The organism is Nocardia sp. NPDC050713 (genome assembly GCF_040654315.1).
Classification (GTDB): Bacteria; Actinomycetota; Actinomycetes; order Mycobacteriales; family Mycobacteriaceae; genus Nocardia.
This window is the reverse complement of sequence record NZ_JBFAHS010000004.1, coordinates 182,018-205,152: the sequence shown is the minus strand read 5'-3', so window position 1 is coordinate 205,152 and position 23,135 is coordinate 182,018. Positions and strand designations below refer to the sequence as shown.

21 protein-coding genes are annotated in these 23,135 nt (G+C 70.5%); 4 read left to right on the top strand and 17 right to left on the bottom strand.

Annotated elements, in window-relative coordinates; genetic code table 11:
* Positions 1 to 93 precede the first annotated feature (93 nt).
* Genes AB0H49_RS10035 through AB0H49_RS10000 form a run of 8 tightly spaced genes read right to left on the bottom strand, consistent with a single transcriptional unit; the run spans position 94 to position 10,049 of the window.
* Positions 94 to 1,428: a GNAT family protein gene (locus AB0H49_RS10035; protein WP_357249471.1), complete on the bottom strand. Its 1,335-nt coding sequence runs from the start codon at positions 1,426 to 1,428 to the stop codon at positions 94 to 96.
* Between the two features lie 3 nt (positions 1,429 to 1,431).
* Complete coding sequence (locus AB0H49_RS10030) at positions 1,432 to 2,790, bottom strand: glycosyl hydrolase family 28-related protein (protein ID WP_355002732.1); 1,359 nt, start codon at positions 2,788 to 2,790, stop codon at positions 1,432 to 1,434.
* Positions 2,787 to 4,067, bottom strand: coding sequence for a protein tyrosine kinase (locus AB0H49_RS10025; RefSeq protein WP_355002731.1), 1,281 nt, complete (start codon positions 4,065 to 4,067; stop codon positions 2,787 to 2,789). The genes AB0H49_RS10030 and AB0H49_RS10025 overlap by 4 nt, the downstream gene beginning before the upstream one ends.
* On the bottom strand, positions 4,058 to 5,431 hold the full coding sequence (locus AB0H49_RS10020) for a hypothetical protein (RefSeq protein WP_357249468.1): 1,374 nt from the start codon (positions 5,429 to 5,431) through the stop codon (positions 4,058 to 4,060). The genes AB0H49_RS10025 and AB0H49_RS10020 overlap by 10 nt, the downstream gene beginning before the upstream one ends.
* On the bottom strand, positions 5,428 to 6,441 hold the full coding sequence (locus tag AB0H49_RS10015; RefSeq protein ID WP_357249465.1) for a glycosyltransferase: 1,014 nt from the start codon (positions 6,439 to 6,441) through the stop codon (positions 5,428 to 5,430). Before AB0H49_RS10015 ends, AB0H49_RS10020 begins: the two co-directional genes overlap by 4 nt.
* Positions 6,438 to 7,829 carry a lipopolysaccharide biosynthesis protein gene (locus tag AB0H49_RS10010; RefSeq protein ID WP_357249462.1) on the bottom strand — a complete coding sequence of 464 codons (1,392 nt, stop codon included), beginning with the start codon at positions 7,827 to 7,829 and terminating at the stop codon, positions 6,438 to 6,440. Before AB0H49_RS10010 ends, AB0H49_RS10015 begins: the two co-directional genes overlap by 4 nt.
* Positions 7,822 to 8,976 carry a glycosyltransferase family 4 protein gene (locus AB0H49_RS10005; RefSeq protein WP_357249459.1) on the bottom strand — a complete coding sequence of 385 codons (1,155 nt, stop codon included), beginning with the start codon at positions 8,974 to 8,976 and terminating at the stop codon, positions 7,822 to 7,824. Before AB0H49_RS10005 ends, AB0H49_RS10010 begins: the two co-directional genes overlap by 8 nt.
* Entirely contained in the window at positions 8,973 to 10,049 is a 1,077-nt protein-coding gene (locus AB0H49_RS10000; RefSeq protein ID WP_357249456.1) for a glycosyltransferase family 4 protein, read from the bottom strand. Before AB0H49_RS10000 ends, AB0H49_RS10005 begins: the two co-directional genes overlap by 4 nt.
* Positions 10,050 to 10,282: 233 nt before the next feature.
* Here AB0H49_RS10000 and AB0H49_RS09995 point away from each other — a divergent pair, with 233 nt between their 5' ends.
* Positions 10,283 to 11,629 (top strand): polysaccharide pyruvyl transferase family protein, encoded by a 1,347-nt coding sequence (locus AB0H49_RS09995; RefSeq protein WP_357249453.1) that lies wholly within the window; start codon positions 10,283 to 10,285, stop codon positions 11,627 to 11,629.
* A gap of 9 nt (positions 11,630 to 11,638) precedes the next feature.
* Complete coding sequence (locus AB0H49_RS09990) at positions 11,639 to 12,475, top strand: glycosyltransferase family 2 protein (RefSeq protein WP_357249450.1); 837 nt, start codon at positions 11,639 to 11,641, stop codon at positions 12,473 to 12,475.
* Between the two features lie 21 nt (positions 12,476 to 12,496).
* Here the strand turns inward: AB0H49_RS09990 and AB0H49_RS09985 are convergent, their stop codons facing one another.
* A complete protein-coding gene (locus AB0H49_RS09985; RefSeq protein ID WP_355002723.1) occupies positions 12,497 to 13,135 on the bottom strand; it encodes an MspA family porin in 639 nt (212 codons plus the stop codon).
* Positions 13,136 to 13,194: 59 nt separating this feature from the next.
* Positions 13,195 to 14,334, bottom strand: coding sequence for a methyltransferase domain-containing protein (locus tag AB0H49_RS09980; RefSeq protein WP_357249447.1), 1,140 nt, complete (start codon positions 14,332 to 14,334; stop codon positions 13,195 to 13,197).
* A gap of 34 nt (positions 14,335 to 14,368) precedes the next feature.
* Between AB0H49_RS09980 and rfbC the strand changes: the two genes are divergently transcribed.
* On the top strand, positions 14,369 to 14,941 hold the full coding sequence (gene rfbC / locus AB0H49_RS09975; protein WP_355002721.1) for a dTDP-4-dehydrorhamnose 3,5-epimerase: 573 nt from the start codon (positions 14,369 to 14,371) through the stop codon (positions 14,939 to 14,941).
* Between the two features lie 16 nt (positions 14,942 to 14,957).
* Here the strand turns inward: rfbC and AB0H49_RS09970 are convergent, their stop codons facing one another.
* Genes AB0H49_RS09970 through AB0H49_RS09950 form a run of 5 tightly spaced genes read right to left on the bottom strand, consistent with a single transcriptional unit; the run spans position 14,958 to position 18,978 of the window.
* Positions 14,958 to 15,998: an SDR family oxidoreductase gene (locus AB0H49_RS09970; protein ID WP_357249444.1), complete on the bottom strand. Its 1,041-nt coding sequence runs from the start codon at positions 15,996 to 15,998 to the stop codon at positions 14,958 to 14,960.
* Positions 15,999 to 16,000: 2 nt separating this feature from the next.
* Positions 16,001 to 16,651 carry a PIG-L family deacetylase gene (locus AB0H49_RS09965; protein ID WP_357249441.1) on the bottom strand — a complete coding sequence of 217 codons (651 nt, stop codon included), beginning with the start codon at positions 16,649 to 16,651 and terminating at the stop codon, positions 16,001 to 16,003.
* A complete protein-coding gene (locus AB0H49_RS09960) occupies positions 16,648 to 17,424 on the bottom strand; it encodes a glucose-1-phosphate cytidylyltransferase (RefSeq protein WP_355002718.1) in 777 nt (258 codons plus the stop codon). The genes AB0H49_RS09965 and AB0H49_RS09960 overlap by 4 nt, the downstream gene beginning before the upstream one ends.
* Entirely contained in the window at positions 17,421 to 18,743 is a 1,323-nt protein-coding gene (locus tag AB0H49_RS09955; RefSeq protein ID WP_357249438.1) for a class I SAM-dependent methyltransferase, read from the bottom strand. The genes AB0H49_RS09960 and AB0H49_RS09955 overlap by 4 nt, the downstream gene beginning before the upstream one ends.
* Positions 18,724 to 18,978: a hypothetical protein gene (locus tag AB0H49_RS09950; RefSeq protein ID WP_357249435.1), complete on the bottom strand. Its 255-nt coding sequence runs from the start codon at positions 18,976 to 18,978 to the stop codon at positions 18,724 to 18,726. The genes AB0H49_RS09955 and AB0H49_RS09950 overlap by 20 nt, the downstream gene beginning before the upstream one ends.
* A gap of 254 nt (positions 18,979 to 19,232) precedes the next feature.
* Between AB0H49_RS09950 and AB0H49_RS09945 the strand changes: the two genes are divergently transcribed.
* Positions 19,233 to 20,747 carry a sugar transferase gene (locus tag AB0H49_RS09945; protein ID WP_355002715.1) on the top strand — a complete coding sequence of 505 codons (1,515 nt, stop codon included), beginning with the start codon at positions 19,233 to 19,235 and terminating at the stop codon, positions 20,745 to 20,747.
* Between the two features lie 11 nt (positions 20,748 to 20,758).
* Here AB0H49_RS09945 and AB0H49_RS09940 read toward each other — a convergent pair whose 3' ends face one another.
* Together AB0H49_RS09940 and AB0H49_RS09935 are read right to left on the bottom strand one after the other, a co-directional pair.
* A complete protein-coding gene (locus AB0H49_RS09940; protein WP_355002714.1) occupies positions 20,759 to 21,421 on the bottom strand; it encodes a biliverdin-producing heme oxygenase in 663 nt (220 codons plus the stop codon).
* 107 nt (positions 21,422 to 21,528) lie between these two features.
* On the bottom strand, positions 21,529 to 22,953 hold the full coding sequence (locus tag AB0H49_RS09935) for a threonine/serine exporter family protein (protein ID WP_355003087.1): 1,425 nt from the start codon (positions 22,951 to 22,953) through the stop codon (positions 21,529 to 21,531).
* Positions 22,954 to 23,135 lie beyond the last annotated feature (182 nt).

The window sequence follows — 23,135 nt, the reverse complement described above, 5'->3', positions numbered from 1 at the left end:
GCACGGTGAAAACTCTTGCGCGCGAGGCACTCTGCGCCAACTCTACGTCCGGCGCGGTGTCGTGTCGTTCCGAACCCGCGGCTTCCGTCGCGTTCACGCGGGATCCGTCGGAACGGTGACCGCCCACAAGTCGTGGTCGGCGCGGCGGCCGGTCGCGCCGACGAATCGGCTCATGCGCCCCTCCCGAACCATGCCGACCTCGGCGGCCACGGCGGCGGCGTCGCGGTCCCCCGGTTCGATCGCGGTGTCGATGCGGCACAGCCCCAGTGCGCCGAAGGCGTAGGCGACGAGCAGCCGGGTAGCCGTGGTGCGCACCCGGCCCTCCTCGGCGCCGAGCGCGGGATCGGTCCAGACGAACATGCGCGCGTTGCGGTCGAACATATCGAGGTCGAACAACCGGCACTCGCCCGCGTACGCGCCGTCCACCTCGATGGCCAGCACCAGTCCCGCCGACGAACGCAAGCCCGGTCTGGCCAGTAGCGATTCGCGCAACCACTGACTGTTCGAGTGCTTCGCCGCCCACTCCGATTCCAGCGCAGCCGGATCGGGATCGAGCGCGGCCCTGGCCCGCAGTCGGGCCGCACGCCACTGTCGCCCGTCCGTGAGCCGCCGTTTGCGCAACACCACCCGGGGGTCGTCCAGGTCGCCGAGCGGCGTGACCTGCGTGGCGTGCAGTGGATCGAGCAGGTGCAGCGCGCGGCCCGCGTAATACCTTGCCGCGGCGGCCATCACGGTACCGGCGGGCACGGGCGGGTCGGGCGGGCCCGGCGCGGGGACGGGTGCGAGCGTGGGATGGTCGGTGCGATGTCTGCGCACCCACGCGGCGGTGAAGCCCTCGGGCGGGGCCATGGCGGCGGTGACCGCCCACAGCTCGTGATCGCGCCGCGCGCCACCGGCGTCGAAGTAGCGGGTCATCATGGCTTCGCGCTGAAACCCCAGTCGCTCCGCACCGCTCGCGGTCGCCACGTTGGCGGGCGAGATGGGGGCGGTGATGCGTTGCAGCCCGACCGGCCCGAACCCGAAGTCGATCAGCATCGCCGCCGCCAGACCCCCGATGCCGTGCCTGGCCACCTCCGCGTCGACCCAGACGCCGAGTTCCGCGCTGCCCGCCTCGGTGTCGATGGAGATCAGCTCGACCTGACCCGCGAAGCGGCCGTCCACCTCGATCACCATGGCGACGCGCCGACCGGCCCGCGCCTCGCCGCGCACCGAGAGGCATTCGCGCACCCACATTTTCGCGGTGTGCCGCGCGCTCCAGTCCAGCGGCGAACTCGACCAGAACGGTTCGATGAGCCGACGGTCCCGCAACCGGATCCGCCGCCACTGCCCGTGATCGGCGATTCGGGGCGGTCGCAGCACCACGGTGGCCCCGTGCAGGACCACCGGACCGAGCCGGACGCGGGACAGCGAGGTCTGCTGGTCGGACACGGGTCACTCCTTGGGACGCCGACGGCCGAGGGATGTCGTCCGTAGCGCGCCGTCGGTGCTCACCGACAACCGCCAATAGCCGCCCGCGGCGTCCTTGAGCACGAGACCGGCGTCGGGATGGTCGGACAACCACGCGCCGCTGGAGAGCACCGCGGACCGGACGGTCCCGTCACCGGTCTGCGCCTGGAAGATGTCGGCGTCGCTGCGTCCCGCCCGGCCGACCAGGGTTCCGTCGAATCGTGGCGTGCGCAGACTGTTTCGGCTGATCACGGTCCAGCCGTCCGGGAAGAGGCCGGGCTCGAGATCGTCGGAGGCGCTGGAGATCAGGTTGACGGCGGTGCCCTCCGGACAGCCGGTGCGGTCCACCCGCACCTCGACCGGATGTTCGTCCAGATCCTTGTCGAACTGCACGTTGGCCAGGTAGGGCTGACGGCAGTAGGCCAGGTCCAGGCAGATCTCGCGCGCCGCCACCTTGCAGTTGACCATGCCGAACTGCGCGGGCCCGCCACGCTCGGTCCGCCCGATCGCCAGCGCGACGTCCGCGCCCTCGAACCACACGTTGGTCAGCCACCAGTCGTTGGCCGCGCCGTCGACATCGATGTGGCGGACCGTGGTGCGCGGATCGCTGTCGGAGACGAATTCCACGTTGCTGAGCGCCAATCCGGCGTTGTGGTCGTTGCCGGTGCCGAGCACGCCGACGTAGTTGCTGGTCAGCTTGGACGAGGTCACGTAGTTCTGGATGCACGACGTGACGATGCCGAAGCCGAAATTGTTGATGTCGCAGTTGACGAAGGACGTGCCGCCGGTGTTGTCCCTGAGCACGACGCCCCGCTGCTCCAGGAAGCGCGGATGGTTGCCGCTGAGATGGTTGCCGCGGATCACCACCGAATCGAACGAGCAGCGGAAGCACTCGGACAGGTCGACGGCGGTCGCGCGCGGCCCGGAGAGGTAGAAACCCAACCGCGCGAATCGGACTCGATTGCGCCTGCGCAGCGAGATCAGCGTGGTGTCGGTCTCGCACACGATCAGCGAGACGTCGCCGCCGTCGCCGAGCACGGTCGCGTAGTCCGCCATGGCCGGCCAGCTCGTCACCTTGTAGCGGCCCGCGGGCAGATAGAGGACCAGCGGTTCGTCCCGCACATCCGCGGCGGCGGCGATCGCCGCGGTGTCGTCGGCCACGCCGTCGCCGACCGCGCCGAAGTCGCGCACGTTGCGGGCCGCGGGCGCGTCGGTGACGTGCGGCGAACGGAAACCGATACCGGGCGGCTCCGGGTCGGCGCAGGCCGCCGCGAGCGGGACCGCGGCCGCGGCGCCCAGCGACGCGGCGAGCAGTCGACGTCGGCCTACGCCCTCGTCGGTCATCTCCGCAGCCTCCCCACTACCCGCTGCAAGCGGTTGCCCGGCCTGCTGTACGCTACCGCGCCGGTGAGTCGCTCGGAGCCGAATGTGGCCAGGGCCCCGCGCAATTGGGGCGCCGTTGTGGCGCCGAGCTCGACGACGCCCAGCGCGTGCTCGCACAGCGGCGCGACCGCGATGGCGTCCGCGGCCGCGGCGACCGGGGCGGTCTGCACCAGGACGTGCTCGAAATCGGCTTGGAGTCGGGCCATTACGTGCGCGAACCGGTCGGAGGCCAGCAGATCCGCGGTCTGCAGGTCGGTGTCGCCCAGCGGCAGCACGGTGATGCCGGTCTCCGGCCATCCCGTCAGCGACTCGGCGGCGGGCGCGCCACGCAGGACCGCGGCCAGCCCTCGCCCGTCGCCGGTGGCGAATCGTCGTGATCCACCGTGGCCGGAGGTGTCGGCATCGACCAGCAGCACCGAGCGACCGGTGTCGGCAAACGATTTCGCCAGCGCCAGCGCGACTTCCGGCTCGGACCGCGGTGAGAGGCTGGTCAGCAGGATGGTGTGCGCGGGCCCCTCGCGCAGCAGCCTCGTGCGCATCCGGCGGGTCTCGTCGGTCGCGCCGGGGCGGCCCTCGTCGATGATGCCGAGGATGGGCACCGGCAGCAGCGCCTCGAGATCGTTGGACGTGCGCAGCGTGCGGTCGGTGCGGTCGCGCAGGAACGCGGCGAGCGCGCCGAGCGCGAGCCCGGCCAGCAGACCGAGGGCCAGGATCCGCCCGGACTGCGGACCGGCGGGGGAGCGCGGCAGCTCGGCCCGGTCCACCACCGCGACACGGGCGGCGGGCGCGGCGTCGCGCTCGATCGTCTCCAATTCGTCTATGAGCCTGCGGAAGTGGGCGACGACGGTGTTGGTGAGGTCGCGCGCCCGCTGGGCGTTGCCGTCGCTGACCGAGATGACGATGAGAGTGGTCGCGGGCGGCGAGGAGGCGGTGATCTTGCCGCGCAGTTCGTCGACGGACATGGTGATGCTCAGATCGTCGATGACCCGCGTGGCCACCGTGGCGCTGGTGGCCAGATCCAGATAGGACCGCACCCGCTGCTGAGCCGCCAACCCGCCCTGGTAGGAGTCGTTGACCGAGGTGCCGGTCGCCATCGAGACGTACATGGTGCTGGAGGCCACGTAGGTGGTCGGCTGACCGCGCAGATAGACCGCCGACGCCGCCAGGCACACCAGCGCCACCCCGGCGATGACGAGCCAGCGCCTGCGCGCGATCCGCCAGTATTCGGTCAACCCCATTGCCAGGACCCTCTTTTCGCTACCGGTACGACGGGTGGAACGGACAGCGGTGATGCGGCGCCGACCCGAAAGCGCCGCCGGACCTCGACGACCGCCGCGTGGACGAGCCAGGCCAGCACCGCGGCCTGCAGGAACTTGCCGAGGTTCTCCATGCTGCCGAGGATTCCGCGTTCGAACAGCACCGAGGAGCCGGTCACCGCCAGGCCGAGCACCACGACGGGGAACATCCGCGAGTACAGCGATCGCGCCCACGCCAGCAGCAGCGCGAAGGTGAACAGCGCCCCGATCAGCACGCCGGTCTGGCCGCCGAGCACGTAGCCCTCGTTGAGGTTGCCCTCGGCCAGCGACACCGAGACCGTGCTCATGTCCACCGAGGCGCCGCGCACGTCCTGCGCCCACGCCGTGCCGGACTGGAACTTCTCGGTGCCGAGCAGCTGGGCGGGCACGAGACTGAAGGCCGCGTTGTGCAGCACTTCGCCCGGCGTCAGCCAATAGCCGGGACCGTGGAAGTAGGCGTCGGTGGCGGCCTCGAGCAGATCGAAGCGGCGCAGGATGCTCAGGAACGGGCGCATGGCGGGCGGATAGTCCGAATCGATCAGCGCCGCTTCGGCTTTGGCGAGATCGGTGGTCTTGAACGATTGCAGCCAGCCGAACCCGCCGATGCCGAGCACGCCGATCCCCGCGACACCGAACGCCTTGGCGCGTGTCCACCCGCCGATGGCGAAACGGATCGCGACGGCCATGGCCGCGCCCATGATCGGCGTCTTGGACTCCACCACCGCGGTCCACAGCAGCTCGCCGGCCAGCATCGCGCCGACGACGAGCGCGGCGATCTCCCGGCGCGCCGGGCGCGCGAACACGATGAGGCCGAGCGCCGCCACCGTGGCCAGGATCGAGACGAAGCTGAGGATCGGGTTGGCGCTGGTGACGTCGCCCGCGCTGCCGACGGATCCGGTCGCCACCGAGGCGGCGCGGCCCAGCAGGCCGAGGGCGTACATGGTGACCAGCGTCGGTATCAGATCCGGGTCGGCGGCCAGCTCGGGCGCGGCGGCGGGCGGGCGCCTGCGCGCCCACACCGCGTAGGCCGCCACCAGCGCCGCGTACACCCACAATCCGAACACGACGTGGTCGAGCGCCAGATCGATGCCGCGGTCGTAGCCGAGCTCGGCCAGCCGCGGGTCGGGCACGTTGTCGCCGTAGTGCGGTTCGGGCCGCACCGCGAGCAGGACCAGCGGCCGGGCGATGTAGGACAGCGACCAGAACGCGGCCTGGGCGATCACGAAAACCCGGACCACGCCGGGGATCCAGGCGGCGGCCACGACGAGGGTGAGCAGCGCGCCCGCGACGGCGGCGAGTTCACTCATGCCAGCCCCTCCAGCGCGGCGAGAATCTCGCGCGCGCGGTCGACGTAGCGGTGTCCGCCTTCGACGATCCTGCGGTGCCCCGCCTCGGCTACGGCCGCGGCCTTCTCGGGGTTGGCGGCGCACCAGTCGAGAATCTCGGGCAGTTCGGCGGGCTCGCCGAACAGGAAGCACTCGGCCGTATCGCGCAGCAGTTCGGCGTGCTCGTCGGTGCGCTCGCCGACGAAAAGCCCGCCCGCCGCGGGCACCTCGAACGTGCGACAGGTGTGGGTGTCGCGGTTGTCGGAGTTGAGCAGCACCAGGTTGGCGGTCACGGCGGCGATCACCGCCGAATAGTGCTGCCCGTACACCGGTCCCGCCACCACCGCGCCGGTGGTCCGCAGCTCGGGCACGCGCCGCCAGCCCGGACCGCGAATCAGCATACGGTCGCCGTACTTTCGGGCCAGCGCGACGAGGTCGGCGCGGCGGTCCGGACGGCAGACGCCGACGAACCCGGCCAGGAACTCGCGCCCGCCGCGGCGGGCCGCGCGATGGTGCCAGGCCGGGTCGTAGGCGCTGCGCACGAAGGCGACCGCGCGGGCGCCGCGCTCGCGCAGCTCGGGAACGTTGTGGCGCTTGGTGGTCACCACCAGATCCCAGTCCGCCTCGTGCGCGAGGTAGTCGGAGGTGATGTTGGCCGGATTGGCGACGTCGTCGGGGCTGTAGTGCACCCGCCGCGCGGCGGGCGTCGCGAGCAGCCTGCGCTGGTCCAAGTGCACCGACTTGAACGCGAACAGCAGATCGGGGCGGAAAGCCGCTGCCGCGCCGTCGATCTCGGCGTGCAGGCGCTCGGTCGTCCACGGCGCGCGCCGGCGCGTCGCCTTGGCGTACAGCCAGGGCGGGGACAGCCGCGCGGGCAGCGTCACGGGCGTCGAGTCGACGACGAGCACCTCGTGCCCGGCCTGACGGAAGCCGTCGGCGAGCGACCGGGCATTGCTGCCGATCCAATCGTCGCCGACATAGAGGATTCTCACGCGCCGCCCTCCTCGCGCATCAGCACCACCGCGGGCGCGCTCGCGACCGGTACGGTCCGCTCGCGCACGATCAGCCACCGCACGCGCGCGAGATACCAGGCGGCGACCGTGAATTCGATGACCACCGCGCCGTACACGAGCGTCCACACCGAGTGCGTGCGGAACGCGATCGCCAGCGCGGCGACGGCCACGCAGGTGCCGAGCACCGCGCCGATCAGCACGCCGGTGGTGTCCTGCCGCACCGGAAGCACCGCGGTGGTGACGAACGAGGTGACGGTGGTGGCGGGCAGCATCAGCACTTCCACCCGCAACAGCCCGATGGCGCCGGTGAACTCGTCGCCGAAGACGAGGTGGATGAGCACGGGCGCGGCCAGCCACACCGCCGCGGCCGCGACCGTCGCCAGGCAGACGGCCGCCGCGAGCGCCTGCAGGGCGTTCCGCCAGAAGCGGTGGTCGGCGCCGCGCCGCGCCATCCGCGGCAGCAGCGCGAAACCGATGGCGTCCAACATGGATTGGATGGCGCGCACCAGGCGATCGCCCGCGGAGTACAGGCCGAGCGCGGCCGCGTTGAGCACCGCCGCGTAGACCGCCGCCGCGCCCTGCCCGTACAACGTGATCAGCAGGCGCGAGGTCAGCACCGGCGCGCCGGTCCGCAGCACCGCGCGCACCAGCCGAGGCCGGGCGGGTCTGCCATAGGTGCGCAGCGAATCCCACCAGGTCAGCGCGACGGTCGGCACCGAGGACACGAGCAAGCAGAGCAACGCGACATGCGCGTGCGGCAGCCGGGGCAGCAGCACGACCAGCAGAATCAGATAGCCGATCCGGCCCACCGCCTGGTACGCCGTCGACGTGCCGAAGCGACCCTGGCCGATCAGCAGCCAGTCCTCCGACACCGACCAGAATCCGCCCGCGAACAGGCCGAGCAGAATCATGTCGACCTCGTCGGGCACGCCGATCGCGAGTCCGGCGGCCAGCGCGGCGCCGAGCACCGCGAAGCCCATGGCGCGGATGGTCAGGTAGTCGCCGCGCAGCTGGTTGATGTAGCCGTGCCGGTCGTCGCGGTGTTCGCCGGTGTCGTGCACGCGAGCGGCGAGAAACGAGGTGATGCCGAGGTCGACCAGCAGCGAGCCGATGAAATAGGAGGACATACCGATCGCCAGCAGCCCGAGCCCGTGTGCGCCGAGCACGCGCGCGATGAGCGGCACGGTCACCACCGTGATGACGTATTGGCCGTACTTGCCGAAACTGACGTAGCCGATGTCCCGCAGCACCGCCAACAGCCCGTGCGAGCGGTGCGCGCCGCCGCCGGACGAACCGCGCGCCCCGTCGCCCCTGCGGTGCGCGCCGCCTGGTGCGGCGCGGTCCGTGGAATGCGGGGCCTCAGACATGGGCGGCGCCCCGGTGCTGAACGATCCGGCCGAGGAAGGCGGCGACGGATCGGGCGGTCGCGGCGACGTCGAAAGCCTTCGCGCGCTCGCGTCCGGCCACGGCCAAGCGGGTGCGCAGTGCGGGAGCGCCGATGAGGGAGTCCAGCGCGGCGGTGAGCGCGGCCTCGTCGCCCCCGGGGACGAGCAGCCCGTCGACGCCGGTGGTCACGATCTCTTCCGGGCCGCCCGGCGCCGAGGCGATCACGGCACAGCCCGCGTGCATCCCTTCCACGACGACCTGACCGAACGGCTCCGGCAGCACCGAGCAGTGCACCAGGATGTCGGCGTCGCACAGATACGGTCGCGGGTCGTCGACGTGGCCGGTGCGGGTCACCGGAAGCGCGAGATCCGAAGCCAGCCGGTCCACTTCGGCGCCGAAGGATTCCTCGTCGAAGAACGTGCCGCCGATCAGCAGCACCCGGCGCGGCCGGACCTTCGTCGCGGCGACCGCGCGCAGCAGCACGTCTTGGCCCTTCCACGGTGCGACCCGCCCCAGCACAGCGATCACCGTTTCCTCGGGATCACGTTGCGCCGCGCGCAGCGGCGCGATCCCGAGTTCGACTCCGGGATAGGCGACTTCGGCCGGGCGGCCGCCGGTGCGCAGCGTCGCGAGCGTGGTCCGGCTGTTGGCCAGGAAGCCCTGTGCCGCGAACCGTCCGAGCAGCCCGACGACCAGCGCGGGCAAGCGTCCGAAGTAGTCGGCCGCGATCCGGTCGTGCACTTGCCACACCAACGGGATGCGAGCCCGCCGCGCCGCGACCGTGCCCATCACCAGCGCCTTGGTGCTCTCGGCGACCAGCACGTCGGCCCGCCTGGTCGCGGGGTGCCCGCCGAGTGCCCAGCCCAGGCGCAGCAGCGCGATCGCACCGGCCAGCAACCGCAGCGGACCGGAACCGATCGTCATGGCGCGGCTGTCGAAAGTGCCATGGAGTACATGTGTTTCGACACCGCGCGCCCGGGTCCGTTCGACCATCGGACCGTCCTCTGTGTAGATCATCGCGACCTCGGCGAGCCGCTCGGCGCGCAGCGCGCCCAGCAGTCGCGAGGTGGCCAGTTCGGCGCCGGAGGGCGCCGCGGTGTGCGCGAGGAACAGGGCGCGGATCGTCATGTGATATTCCGGTACATCGCCACGTGGCGCTGCGCTGTGACATCCCACGAGAAGGTCTCCGCGTGCGCGCGGCAGCGCTCGGGTGTGGGCAACGCGCCGTGCAGCGCCGCGGTGATTCTTGCGCCGAGCGCCTCTGCCTCGCCCGCCGGGACGATGAGCGAAGGATCGAGGCCGCGAACCGAATCCGGGAGGCCGCCGCAGTCGGTGACGATCGGCGCCCGGCCTGCCGCGAGGGACTCCAGCGCGATCAGGCCGAACCCCTCCAGCGCGGTGGTCGGCACCACCGTGAGCGCGGCCTGCTCGTACAGGTCGGCGAGCCGGTCGTCGGCGACGTGCCCGGCGAAGACGATGGAATCGCCGAGACCCGCGCCCGCGGCCATGGCGCGCAATTCCCTTTCGGCCGTGCCGGTTCCGACGATCACCAAACGCGCGTCGGGATGTTCGGCGACCACCCCCGGCCAGCAGCGCAGCAGCGTGTCGATGCCCATGCGGCGTTCCAGTCTGCGCACGCACAGGACGGTGCGCGTCTCCGTGCCGACCGGCAGCGGCGCGGCGCGGAAGCGGGACAGGTCGACGCCGGGCGGGATCACCGCGATCCGGTCCGCTGGAATCCGGTAGTCCGCGCCGAGCACGTCGCGAAAGTGGCTGGACAACACCACGAGTCGGTCCGCGCCCGCGTACCGCACTCGCTCGATCAGGTATTTCGCCTTGGCCGCCAGTTCGCTCTGCCCGGTCAGCCTGCTCTCCGCCGCCCACGGGCCGTGGAAGTGCACCACCAGCGGAAGGCTGCCGCGCCTGCCGATCGCGGCGGGTCCGTAGAGGCAGAAATGACGGTCCAGCACGGTGGTTCGGCGCAGCGCGGCGCGATCGAGGAAGGCGACGCGGGCCCGCTTCGCGGTGGAACCGCCGGCGGCGCCCCATGATCTGGCGCCGGGCGGCTCCTCCCTGCCCGGCGCGCCCCAAGCCACCGCGGACACCGACACCTCGGGCCGACGGTCGAGCGCGTGGAACAACTCGGTGAAATACCGGTTGAGCCCCCCGGGTTCCGCGGCGAACCATTCGGAACCCGTCATGTGCACACGCAACGAACCCGTGCCTGCCACCACCCCGGCCCCCTACTCCCTGCCACGGTCGTGCGAGCCCGTCCGGCCGAACTCGCTTCCCGCGCAACAGTGTAGGACACCGAGGCGCGCTCGGCGGGGCATCGGGAACGGTAGCCGACACGGGTGGCGTCGGGTAGATTGCACAGCGAGTTCGTGCCCGGCACGAGCCGACCCGCGGGGGACCGGCGGGAGGACTGACAACAGTGGGGATCGGTAGTTCCGTGGCCGAGCGAGTCGCCCTCGCCGAGCGCGATATTCGTGTGCTCGTGGAGAACGGCGAGTACTGGCTGCGCAATCGCGGTGACATCGCCATGATGATCACTACCGTCGAACGGCTGCGCGCGCGCTGGCCGCTGGCCCGCATCGGGGTCCTCACCCACCAACCCGCCGTCCTGCGCGCGCTCCTGCCGGAGACCGAACCCGTCTACGGTCCGGACTGGACCTGGGGTTCCGACGGCTGGACGGGAGCGGTAACCCGCACGGCGGCAACGAAACTGATCGGCCCCGCCGCGTTGCGCTGGCGCGCCGCCACCGACGGACCCAAGGACCGGATTCGCGGGTTGCGCACCGAGGACACGACCTCGGTTGCCGACCCAGCGGCCGCCGAGGTCCCCGCTGCGGAGGTTCCCGCGGCGCTCCGCGACGCGTCGCTGGTGCTCGCCCTCGGCGGTGGGTATCTGACCGATGTCGACAAGTACCAGGCGCATCGCACCCTGAACCTCCTGGAACAGGCACGCGCCCAAGGCATTCCGACAGCGTTGGTCGGCCAGGGGCTCGGCCCGCTGCGCGATCCGCGCTTGGTCGAGCGGGCCGCCGAGGTGCTGCCCGGGGTGGATTTCGTGGCGCTGCGGGAGAACCGGCGCGGACCGGAACTGCTGGCGCGGCTCGGCGTCGCGGCGGAACAGACGCTGGTCACCGGCGACGACGCGGTGGAATTCGCCTACCGGCTGCGCGACGCCCGCATCGGCGCCGACCTCGGCCTGTGCCTGCGGGTGGCGGAGTACGCGCCGGTCGGCGCGGCCGCGCGGGAGACGCTCGGCCGCGTGGTCCGGGAACGCGCCGCGGCGCTGGACGCGGGACTTCAGCCGCTGATCATCTCCGAATACGCCTCCGAGGACCGCCGCTCGACCCTGCCGCTGCTGGTGGGCGCGGCGCGGCGCAGGGCCCCGGTCGGGCGCGGCGGCACCCCGAGGGACGTGGCGAGGCAGGTGGCCCGCTGCCGCGTCCTGGTGACCAGCGCCTACCACCTCGCGGTTTTCGCGCTGTCCCAAGGCATTCCGGCGGTCGGGATCACGGCGTCGGAATACTACGACGACAAGTTCCACGGCTTGGCGGGGATGTTCGGCGCCGGACTGCGGGTGGTGCACCTGGACGACCCCGACCTGGAATCGGCGCTGCGGCAGGCGGTCGACGAGCTGTGGGAAGCCGCCCCTGGTCTGCGGGACCCGTTGCAGCAGAAGGCCGTCGAGCAGATCGACGCGAGCCGGGCGGGTCTGGAGCGCGTGTTTCGACTGGTGGAGAACGGCCCGGTCGCCCGGGTCGACGGTTAGGGGGCTGTCATGACATCGCTGTCGGTGTGCGTTCCGGCGTACAACTCGGGGCGGACGCTGGACGCCACGCTGCGTTCGATTCTCGCGCAGGACGAGGACTTCGAGCTGCTGGTGCTGGACAACGCCAGCACCGACGACACGGGGGAGGTGGCGCGCTCCTTCGACGACCGCAGGGTGCGGGTGCTGCGCAACGACACCGTCCTGCCCATCGGCGCGAACTGGGACAAGGCCATCACCGCCTCGGCCGGAACGCTGGTGAAGGTGGTCTGCGCCGACGACGTGCTGCGGCCCGGCGCGCTGACCGCGCAGCTCGCGGTGATGGCGGACGCCTCGATCGCCATCTCGTCGAGCCGGTTCGAGGTGATCGACGAGGCGGGCGCGGTCCTCGAATCCGGGCTCGGCCTGGCCGGCCTGCTCGGCAGGCAGACCCCGCGCGCGCTGGCGCGCACCATCGTGCGGCGCGGGCCCGCGGACTTCGGGCCGACGGCGGCCGCCATGTTCTACCGCGAGCACTACGACAAGGTCGGCGGCCTGCGCGGCGACCTGGTGTTTCCGATGGACGTGGATCTGTTCGCCAGGGTCAGCTCGTTCGGCGTCTTCTTCGGGATGACGGAAATTCTTGCCGCCTGGCGCAATTCGTCGTTCAACCTGTGCAGCCAGACCTCGACGGTGAGCAAGCTGACCGACATGTACCGGTTCCACCACCGCATCGCGCACGACTACCCGGACCTGGTGCACCGCGGCGACGTGCTGGCCGGGGACACCAGGCTGGCCAGGGCGGCACTGCACCGGTTGCGAGTGCGGGCGCTGGCGACCGTACGCAACCGCCCGGATCTGCTCGTCTGATCCGGGCGGCCCGCGGCGGGCTCAGAGGGTCCAGAGCTTTCCGTAGGTGATCACCGTGTCGCCGGTCGCGCCGACGATCATCACGAACGGGCGGATGTTGGTCGGCCCGAGCACTCCGGTGACGGTGCCGTGGAAGCCGGACATCCGGATGAAGCCCGAGGTGCCGGAGATTTCGCCGCTGGCGCATTCGACCGTCCGGATGCCCGGCCCGAAGCCGACCTCCACCTCCACGCCCAGCTGCGGAATCAGGCTGTCGATCTTGAGCAGCGCCCCGTCACCGCCGCCGAGATCGACGCCGAGGCCCGGCGTCGAATACTCGAACCGGATCTTGCCGTTCAGCGTGGCGGGAAACCCGACCTGGTAGCCGATGGTGATCCGGCCCTTCCAGTCCTCGGCCTGCGGGCCGGAGATCTTGAAGGCCGCCTCCCCATGGTGGAACCACTCCCTGGTCAGCGGATTGCCGTCCAGCGGAGGCACGAAATCGATGCGGGTGTCGGCCGCGATGGCCTCCACCGCGCGGTTCTCGCGGTCCACGATGGTATTGCTGCTGTCGACCACCGCCGCGGCGGAGCCGTTCCCGAAGACCAGCCCGGCCGCCACAACGGCGGCGAGCGCGAGGGCGCGCACGCCTCGATGGCCTAGCTGGTTGCTGTCACTCATCAGAATCCCCTCTGTCTGAAAACAAGTCGTACCGAAGAACGCGATCCGGCGCCGCCGAATCACGTTGCGGCGCGGTGCGCCATCGCTGCCTCTCGACCTCCTTCCCGCGGTCCGGCGGGCGTGTCGACGACCCAGCGCCCGTCGAGTTCCGGATAGGCCGCGCGCACCTCGGCAAGCAGATCGGGCAGGGTGAGCAGCACGAGATCCGGTCGCGCCGAGACGAGTTCACGCGGCGCGACGATCGGGATGTCGGTGCCCGGCATCCGTCGTCCGTGCTTGGCGGGGGAGGCGTCGGCGACCCCGGCGAGCAGACCCCGGTGCGCCCCGGCAAGGCTGAACAGGGCGACCGCGCGCGACGCGGCCCCGTAACCGAAGACCCGCAGGCCGCGCTGCGCCTGTTCGTCGAGCCAACTGCGCAGCGTGCGCGCGTGCAGGTCGGCGGCGCGCTGTAGCGCGGGCAGTCCGTGCGGAGCTATGTGCGGCGCTTCGCTGTCCAGCGCCAGTCCGACGGAATCGTCGCTCGGGGCGGCGCCGTGCACCGCGCGCACCAGGATGGTGCCGCCATAGAGGTCGAAAGGCCATGCGTGCGTGACGCTCATACCGACGTCGCCCAGCAGACCCTGGAGCGCGGCCAGCGAGTAGTAGGCGAAATGCCCGTGGCGCAACGCGTTCCACTGCCCGCCAGCCACTATGGCGGCCAGCGAGTGGTATTGGACGAGCAGCGCGCCGTGCGGTGTGGTCGCCGCGGCGCGCCGACGGAAGGCGGCCCGCTGGTCTGGCTCGTGCATGATCCCGAAGCAATCCAGCACCACGTCGGCAGGCCCCGCGGTCTCGGTGAAGCCGCGCGCGGCCAGCAGCGGCAGCCAGGTGCCGCCGTGCGGGCTGCCGAACTCGCGGACCGTGCGTCCGATCAGCAATCCCGTTCCCGCCACCTCGGCCACCGCCGCGGCCGCCTGCTCGCGCAGGGCACGCGGTTCCACGCCGCGCGGTTCCGCGGTGACGGTGTCGTCCTCGGCGAGCTGGGCCAGTCCGCACGCGGCGCAGTGGTCCATCCGCAGCGGGTGTCCGGCCTCACCGGGCTCGATCGGGGTGTCGATCAACGGAAAATAGTCGGCCGCAGGGACTTTCCCGAGATCCAGAATCGCGCGCAGGTCAGCGGCCCCGCAGCCGCGGCAGACGTTCCCCGGCTCGGAACTCATGCCGGATCCCCTTCCCTCATGGCACGATGACCCCGTGCGTATCGAGCAGACCGAGCTCGCCGACGTCCTGCTGCTCATACCGCGGCCGTACCACGACGCTCGGGGCTTTTTCACCCGGACCTTCGACGCCGAGCTGTTCGACGAGCGACTCGGCACGCCGGGCGCCGCGGCCGCGTTCGTCCAGGACTCCCAATCCCGTTCCGCGCGCGGCGTGATCCGCGGCATGCACGGCCGCTCCGGGAGCGGCGAGGCCAAGTTGGTGCGCTGCGCGCACGGCGCGGTACACGACGTGCTCGTCGACATCCGGCCCAGCTCGCCCACTTTCGGTCGGCAGCAGGCTTTCCGGCTGGACGACAACGACTTCCGGCACTTGTACGTGCCGCCCGGCTTCCTGCACGGCTTCCAGGCGCTCACCGCGACGGCCGATGTCTGCTACCGGATCGACCGGCCGCACGACCCGGCCGCGGACATCGGCGTCGCCTACGACGATCCCGATCTCGGCATCGCCTGGCCCCTCGCGGTGACCGAGGTCTCGGCGCGCGACGCGGGCGCGGGCAGCTGGGAACAGCTGCTGCGCACCGTCTGGCGACGTCCCGCGTCGAACTGATCCGCCGCGTACCCCCTTACGGGTGCGCGGGGGCCGGGACGCCGACCCGGCGCATCGAGGCGTCGAGCACACCCGAGTCGCACAGCTTCCGCAGGTGCGGCAGCCTGGTGAAGCGCTGGAAGAAATCACCACTGGTCAGCCCCCTCGCGGTGTACTCCTGGTACAGCTCGGTCGCGCCCGCGGGCACGGTCCACTCGGCGCGGAAGCCGATCGCCCGGCGCGCGGCGGAGAAGTCGACGCGATAGGAGCGCGGGTCCGCTCCGCTCTCGCCGGTGATGACCAATCGGGAGCCGGGCACGGCGGTGACCACAGCCGCCGCGATCTCGGCGACCGTCAGATTGTTCTGCTCGGTGCCGATGTTGAACGCGCGGCTGTGGATCGCGTCGACCGGCGCGGTCAGGCAGGTCGCGAAGGCGGCGGCGATATCGCGCGCGTGCACCAGCGGACGCCACGGCGTGCCGTCGGAGAGCACCTTCACCTCGCCGGTGAGCGCGGCGTAGCCGACCAGATTGTTCAGCACGATGTCGGCGCGCAGTCGCGGCGAGAAGCCGAAAGCCGTGGCGTTGCGCAGGAATACGGGGGAGAAGCCGGAATCGGCCATGGCCGCGACATCGTCCTCGACGCGGACCTTGCTCTCCGCGTACGGGGTGATCGGACGCAGCGGCGCATCCTCGGTGACCAGCTCCGCGCCAGCAGCGCCGTACACCGAGCAGGTCGAGGCGTACAGAAATCGCCGCACGCCCGCGTCTTTCGCCAAACGGGCCAGTCGCACCGACGCGTGATGGTTGATGTCGTAGGTGATCTCGGGCGCGAGCGCGCCGAGCGGATCGTTGGACAGCGCCGCGAGATGGACGACCGCCTCGAATCCGGCCAGCTGCTCGACCGTCACGTCGCGCAGGTCGACCGAGAGGCCCGGCGGATCACCGGGCAGCGCGCCGAGCACGCAGTCGGCGAAGAGCCCAGAATCCAGACCGACCACGTCGTGGCCCTGTGCCCGCAGCAGCGGCACCATGACGGTGCCGAGGTAGCCCTGGTGTCCGGTGACCAGTACCCGCATGTTCAGCTGCCTCCCAGCTCGACGACGGCCTTGTCCAGAACGAATGCCTCCGCGTGCCGGGTGCGGCTCTGCACGCCGCGCAACCGGGACAGACCGGTGAACGCGGCCTCGTCGAACCAGTCGCGCCCGGTCTGGGAGGGGTAGTGCTTGTGCAACAGCCGCGCCTTCTCCTCGGCGAGCTCGGCGGGAACCGGCTGGAAGACGGTGGGGCGCGGCGTGTCGGTCTCCCACTTGAGGATCTCGTAGCCGAGCACCAGGTGATCGCGGAACTCGGTGGGCGTCAGCTCAGCGAGCAGACGATGATCCTGGTGGGCGTCGCCGCGCTGCGGCGCGAACACCACATCCGCGGCGCAGCCCACCCGAAAGGCGGCCAGCGCGTTCTTGATTCGGTCCCAGTGCGCGGGCGCGCGGCCGTCGGGGATGTCGAGGACGGTCAGCGAGAGGGCCGCGCCGGGACAGAAATCCGCGAGCGCGGCCCGTTCCTCGTCCTCGCGTTCCGTACCGCCGCCGGACAGCACCAGCGCGCGCACGCGCAGCCCAGGGCGGCGGCGCGACAGCGTGAGCAACGTGGCGCCCATCCCGATCGCGATGTCGTCGCAGTGCGCCCCGAGCACCGCGATCTCCGCGATCGGCGCGGCGATCAGCGGAATCACGCGGGCTCCCAGACCATCCACGGCCGCACGCCCGAGCGGTAGCCCGCGTCGAGTTCGGCGCGTTCCTTGAACGTGTCGGCGGGCTTCCAGAACCCGAGGTGCTGGTAGCCGAACAGCCTGCCCTGCCCGGCGAGCGTGCCGCACGCGTCGGCCACCAGGTCGCCGCCGGGCGGCAGCAGGTCGAACACCTCCTGGGTGAGCACGAAGTACCCGCCGTTCTCCCAGATCGGCATCGCGGCGACCGGCATGATGTCCTTGACCTCGCCGGTCGGCGTGAGATCGACGCAGTGGAACGACGATTGCGGCGGCACCACCATCATCGACGCGGCCGCGCCGGACGCGGTGAACCTGGCGATCATCTCGTCCAGCGGCGCGTCGGTGAGCACATCGGCGTAGTTCGCCAGGAAGGTCTCGTCCGTGCCGAGGTACTGCCGCACCCGCCGCAGCCGCTCACCGATGGCCGATTCCACACCGGTGTCGACGAAGGTGATGGACCAGTCGCTGATGTCGCTGCGCAGCAACTCCACCCTGCCGTCCCGGATGACGAAGTCGTTGGACACCGACTCCTCGTAGGTGAGGAAGAAGTTCTTGATGTGCTCTGCGCCGTAGCCGAGGCACAGGATGAACTCCTTGTGGCCGAAGTGCGCGTAGTAGCGCATCACGTGCCACAGCAGCGGTCGCGGACCGACCAACTGCATCGGCTTGGGGATCATGTCGTCGGAGCCGTCACGCATCCGCATCCCGTAGCCGCCGCAGAACAGCACAACTTTCATCGCGCCTGCCTCCCCGTGAAGTGTTCGTCGTTGTCGGTGGGCGCGGACCCCGCGGCGGTGGACGGGTCCGCGTCGTCGTCTCGTGGCGCGCCGGTGAGATCGGCGCGGTGCAGGGTCGGCAGCGGGTAGACCAGCTCGCCGCCCCAGTCGGCGATGTGGCGCAGTTGCGCGGTCAGCTCGGTCTCCAAATTCCACGGCAGCACGAGCACCACGTCGGGACGGTCGGCGTCGATGCGCTCGGGCGGGTGGATCGGGATGCGGGTACCCGGCGTGAAACGGCCGTGCTTGTAGGGGTTTCGGTCGACGGTGTACTCGAGCAGGTCGGGACGGATGCCGCAGTAGTTGAGCAGGGTGTTGCCCTTGCCCGGCGCGCCGTAACCCACTACCCGCTTGCCTTCGGCACGCCGGTCGAGCAGGTAGCGCAGCAGTTCCTGGCGCACCCGCGCGGCGCGCGGCGCGAGATCCCGGTAGCCGTCCGGGTGGTGCAGACCGGCCGCGGCCTCGTCGCGCAGCACCTCCGCGACCCGCTCGCTCGGCGCGCCCGCCGCCGCTTCGGGACGGGCCCACAGGCGAATCGAACCGCCGTGTGTGGCAAGCAGTTCCACGTCGACCACGACGAGTCCGGCGGTGGCGAGAGCGCGTTGCGCCGACAGCACCGTGTAGTACTGGAAGTGCTCGTGGTAGATGGTGTCGAACTGCCCGAGCCGCAACAGATTCGCCGCGTGGTGTACCTCGATCGACAACCAGCCGTCGTCGGCCATCAGCTCGCGCAACGACCGGGTGAAGCCGGGCAGGTCGGGCACGTGCGCGTAGACGTTGTTGGCGACCACGAGGTCCGCGGGGCCATGTGTGGCGCGCAACTTCGCCGCCGAATCCTCGTCCAGGAAGGCGGTTTCCGTGGGCACGCCGAGCGCGCGGGCGGCCGCGCCGACGTTCACCGACGGCTCGATGCCGAGGCAGCGGATGCCCGCGCCGACCATGTGCCGCAACAGATAGCCGTCGTTGCTCGCGGCCTCCACGACGAAGGACTCCGTTCCGAGCCCGAGCTTTTCGACGGCATCGGAAACGAATCTTTCAGCGTGCCGGACCCAGCTTTCGGAATACGACGCGAAATAGGCGTATTCGGTGAACGTCTCTTCGGGTGTGATCAAAGCGGGGATCTGCAATAGCAGACAGTCGTCGCAGAGCCGCAGATGCAGCGGATAGGTGGGCTCGGCGAGATCGAGTTCGGCTGCCGCGAGGAATTTCTCGCACGGTGGCGTCGCGCCGAGGTCGAGCACGCTCGAAAGGCGCGCGGAATCACACAGACGACAACGCATGCAGGCCCCACCTTCTGCCGAGAGAACGGATCGCCCGGCGGATGGCCGGCACGTCGTCGAGGACGCGATCCAGTGGAACGTTACAACGAACCGCCTGGTTGCCGCTGATGAAATCGGTTGTGAGATAGCGGTTTACGGCCATCTTCCGCGGCGTGTCGCGCATCGGCATCCGACTCGCTATCCGGGAATCCAGCCGAGGTGCCGCATCGATCGTTTCGAATCGAAAGTAATTCATCGGCGTAGACCTGGCGTGATATCGCAACGCGTCGCGCGCGGTGCTGCAGGCGGAAAACAAACCATCGGTTTCCCGCTACTTTCTGGAATCCATTGCGGCCCTTGTCATTCGATATGTGAAACGTTTTGTGTTCTGTAACAATCTGCTGTTGGCCGTCGAATGACCGAACACCCCGGGGCGGCCGATGCGTGTGCCGCGGGGACCGATCGACGGGGATCGGGGGCGACGAATTCTCCCAGGGGGAGGTCTGTTCCATGAGCTACGAGCTCACCGGCGATGACGAACTCGATATGTCCGTCTCGTCCCACACCGCACCGCGTTCGGTGCGGGAACGTTGGCAAGCCGACTATGTAAAGCACTTGGCCACAACGGATCTACTCGTCATCGGCGCGGCGGTCGGGCTGGCGCAGGTGATCCGGTTCGGCGGGCCGGTCGCGCCGCCGCTCGCCTGGCGATTGCCCTACGAGATCGGCTACACGGTCGTCTCGGTGGCACTCGCGCTGACCTGGGCGCTGCTGCTCGCGGTCGGCAACACCCGATCGCCGCAGGTGGTCGGCTCCGGAACCGAGGAATACCGCCGGTTGGTCTCGGCGACGCTGCGGCTGTTCGGTGCGCTCGCGATCGTCTCGCTGATCGTCCGAATCGAGTTCGCCCGTGGCTATCTGGCGATCGCGCTGCCGCTCGGTCTGCTCGGCCTGATGTTCAGCAGGCTCGGCTGGCGGCTGCACACCCGCCACCGCCGCCGCGCTCGCGCGGAGTACCTCACCTCGGTGCTCGTGGTCGGCGCGCCGGAGGTCGCGCAGGCGATGGCGACCGCGTTCTCCCGTGATCCGGATTCGGGTTATCGCGTGGTGGGCGTGTGCGTTCCGGACGGCGTAGCCGCGACCGGCCGCTACGGGTTACGGACGTCCGGGCGCACTTTCTCCGTGGTCGGCGACGATCGTTCGGTGCTGGAGGCGGTGCGGCGCAGCGGCGCGGATACGGTCGCGGTCACCGCGACCGACTATCTCGGGCCTGTCGAATTGCGCCGAATGGCATGGGAACTCGATCCGCTCGGGGTCGAGTTGATCGTCGCGCCCGGCGTGGTGGACATCGCTGGGACCAGGTTGACCAACCGGCTGGTCGCCGGAATGCCGATGTTGCACATCGCCAAACCGCAGTACGACCGGGCCAAGTCGACCGGAAAGGCGGTGTTCGACGCGTGTTTCGCCAGCGCCGTGCTGCTGGCGATCGCGCCGGTGCTGCTCGCCATCGCGCTCGCGGTGAAACTGACCAGCCCCGGGCCGGTGTTCTACCTGTCGGAGCGAATCGGGCTCGGCGGCAAACCGTTTCGGATGATCAAGTTCCGCAGCATGTACCAGGACGCTGAGCGCACCGCGACCGACCTGATCGAGGCCAACGGCGGCAATCCGGTGTTCTTCAAGATGAAGGACGACCCGCGGGTGACGCCGGTCGGCCGGGTGATCAGGAAGTTCAGTCTCGACGAGCTGCCGCAGTTCCTCAACGTGTTGCGCGGCGAGATGAGCGTCGTCGGCCCGCGGCCGCAGGTGCAGCGCGAGGTGGACACCTACGACGGCGAGATGCGACGCAGGCTGCTGGTCAAACCGGGCGTCACCGGTCTGTGGCAGGTCAGCGGACGGTCCGACCTGTCGCTGGAAGACTCGGTGCGGCTCGATCTCTCGTACGTGGAGAACTGGTCGATGGTGCTCGATCTGCTGCTGATCGCCAAGACCATCGGCGCGGTCGCGCGCGGGGAGGGCGCCTACTAGTAGGCCCTACGTCAGGACGGTCGGCGCGCCGGGAACTCGGCGGCGAGTTCGGCGAAGATCGCGGAGTTGAAGTCGAAGGCGCGCTGGCATTCCTCGAGCACCCGGCGGCGCTCTAGCTCGTCCACCGACAGGTCGTCGAGCAGGGCCCGGTATTCGCGCTTGAAGGCGGCCGGATTCGCGATGTCGTCGAAGACGTAGAAGCGCACGCCGTCGCCGCGGCGCGGCAGATCCCACAGCTTTTCGGCGGTGCCGCGGATCACCTGACCGCCGGACAGATCGCCGAGGTAGCGCGTGTAGTGGTGCGCGACATAGCCCGCGGGCCAGTCGCGCGCGCATTCCTCGATGCGCTCGGCGTAGGCGGCGGTGGCGGGCAGCGCCCTGAGTTCGGTGCGCCAGTCCGGGCCGAGCAGGGCGGCGAGGTCGCGTTCGAGCTCGGCGGTCCTGGCCAGCTCCGGCTTGATGAACGGGCCCGCGACCGTGTCGCCAGCCAGTTCGGGCCAGCGCGCCTCGAGCGCGCGGTAGATGAACCACAGCTGGCCGGTGTAGCGGTGGTAGGAGTCGATGCCGAGCGCGCCGCCGAGCATGTCGCTGATGAACGAGGAGTTCTCCGCTTCGGCGTGCTGACGCTCCGTGGCCGATCGGATACGTGCCGAGAAAGGTACTGCCTCCGACATTCGAACCACCTCACCGTCATGCGCAGCCGTTGTTTGGCTACCCTAACCAACCGCACCGAACCATACCCGGTTCGGCGACGCCGCCGCACCGGAGCGGCGGCACGGTATCAGTGTGCGGGATGCGACCGCCGTCTGCGCCGGACGATCGGCCGGCGCAGCGAACCGAAGCGGCTGAGGATCGGCGGACGGCGCAGCGTGCGGTCGCACCATTCGCCCAGCGTCACACCCGCGGCCAGCGCGCAGCCGATACCGAAGGCGGAGAGCAACTGATCGAAGCCGAGCAGCGGTTCGTCGTTGAGCATCGCGTAGAGCCCGCGATACACGCTGAGACCGGGCAGCAGCGGCGTGATGCCCGCGACCGCGACGACGAGCGGGGGAGTCAACGCGCGACGGGCCATCAGACCACCGGCCAGACCGATCAGGGTGGCGGCCACCCCGGAGGAGATCACCGGACCGAACCCGGCGTACTGCACGAGCAGATAGCTGATCGCGCCCGCCGCGCCGCCGAACGCGGCCGCGGCAAGCGCGCGTCTCTCGGCGTAGCAGGCGAGCGCGAAGGCCAGCGCCGCGACCGCGCCCGCCGCGATCTTGACCGGCAGATTAGTGATGTCGCGACCGGAGGTCATCTCGATCGACGGCACGGTGGCGCCGGCCACTTGGCCCAGCCGCAGGGCGAGCGCGATGCCCGCGACGATGCCGCCGGTCATCATCACCACTTCGAGCAGGCGGGCCGTCGCGGTGATCGGCGCGCCGGTGATCGCGTCCTGGACCGAGCCGACCAGTTGCAGACCACTGAGCAGCACCGTGATGCCCGCAGCGATGATCAGGGTGGGATCGACCCGGATGTCCAGCGGCTCGGCGAGGGTGGAGAGCACTATGGCGGGGGTCGCCGCGATGAGTCCGCCCGCCATGTGCTGGAAGAAGAAGGGCAGCCCGTAGCGGTTGAGCACCCGGTTCGTGCGGTCGATCGCCGCGGTGGTCGCGAAGCTGAGCGCGGCGACGACGACACCCGCGCCGAGCAGCGCGGCGATGGCGGCGGCAAGCAGCGACCAGCCGAACGTCGCGGTCCAGCGGTGGTACGGGTGCGGCGCGGAGGTGATGTCGTCGAGCGCGGCGCGCGCGTCCTCGGGCGCCACCACCTGGGTGCGGATACGTCGGGTGAGGCGGTCCACCGCGGCGAGCCTGGTGAAGTCGAGCGCGCGGTATTGCACGATGCGCATCGTGCTGGCGGGCGGCAGCAGCGGCCCGCGATCGGCCCAGATGCGGATGGCGTCGTAGGTGACGTCGACATCGCAGCGGGCCAAGCCGTAGGTGGCCGCGATGAAACGCACCTGGCTGGTGGTGTCCATGACGCCGGTGCCCGAGGCGAGCACGACCTCGCCGACCCGGACGGCGAGATCGAGCACCTCGGCGACCCGCGCGTCGTCGGTGAGGTCGATCGGCTGCAGGGGAGTCGGCGCGGCGACGATGGTGTCGGCGGTGGCCTGCCGGTCGGCCACCAGCAGCCCGACGGCCTGGCTGACGCCCGGCAGATGCGGTCCGCGACGCGGCCACAGCCGGTTACGCCAGCCGAGGTGATCGGCTCGCCGATTGGTGTCGTCTCCTCCCGACAGCGCGTCAAGACTCATGCACGCGAACGTAGTCGTAGCTCGCCGGTCCGGCATCCGCGCCTGTCAGCACGTGTGTCCGCCTCCCGAATCCGTGGTGCGGCGCG

Bases quoted from the DNA above. Each gene is read 5' to 3' on its own strand.
- AB0H49_RS09955 (WP_357249438.1), bottom strand. From the start codon at position 18,743: ATGCGTTGTCGTCTGTGTGATTCCGCGCGCCTTTCGAGCGTGCTCGAC.
- AB0H49_RS09970 (WP_357249444.1), bottom strand. From the start codon at position 15,998: ATGCGGGTACTGGTCACCGGACACCAGGGCTACCTCGGCACCGTCATG.
- AB0H49_RS09960 (WP_355002718.1), bottom strand. From the start codon at position 17,424: ATGAAAGTTGTGCTGTTCTGCGGCGGCTACGGGATGCGGATGCGTGAC.
- AB0H49_RS10005 (WP_357249459.1), bottom strand. From the start codon at position 8,976: ATGACGATCCGCGCCCTGTTCCTCGCGCACACCGCGGCGCCCTCCGGC.
- AB0H49_RS09980 (WP_357249447.1), bottom strand. From the start codon at position 14,334: ATGAGTTCCGAGCCGGGGAACGTCTGCCGCGGCTGCGGGGCCGCTGAC.
- AB0H49_RS10000 (WP_357249456.1), bottom strand. From the start codon at position 10,049: ATGACGGGTTCCGAATGGTTCGCCGCGGAACCCGGGGGGCTCAACCGG.
- AB0H49_RS09950 (WP_357249435.1), bottom strand. From the start codon at position 18,978: ATGAATTACTTTCGATTCGAAACGATCGATGCGGCACCTCGGCTGGAT.
- AB0H49_RS10025 (WP_355002731.1), bottom strand. From the start codon at position 4,067: ATGGGGTTGACCGAATACTGGCGGATCGCGCGCAGGCGCTGGCTCGTC.
- AB0H49_RS09940 (WP_355002714.1), bottom strand. From the start codon at position 21,421: ATGTCGGAGGCAGTACCTTTCTCGGCACGTATCCGATCGGCCACGGAG.
- AB0H49_RS09985 (WP_355002723.1), bottom strand. From the start codon at position 13,135: ATGAGTGACAGCAACCAGCTAGGCCATCGAGGCGTGCGCGCCCTCGCG.
- AB0H49_RS10010 (WP_357249462.1), bottom strand. From the start codon at position 7,829: ATGTCTGAGGCCCCGCATTCCACGGACCGCGCCGCACCAGGCGGCGCG.
- AB0H49_RS09990 (WP_357249450.1), top strand. From the start codon at position 11,639: ATGACATCGCTGTCGGTGTGCGTTCCGGCGTACAACTCGGGGCGGACG.
- AB0H49_RS10030 (WP_355002732.1), bottom strand. From the start codon at position 2,790: ATGACCGACGAGGGCGTAGGCCGACGTCGACTGCTCGCCGCGTCGCTG.
- AB0H49_RS10020 (WP_357249468.1), bottom strand. From the start codon at position 5,431: ATGAGTGAACTCGCCGCCGTCGCGGGCGCGCTGCTCACCCTCGTCGTG.
- AB0H49_RS09945 (WP_355002715.1), top strand. From the start codon at position 19,233: ATGAGCTACGAGCTCACCGGCGATGACGAACTCGATATGTCCGTCTCG.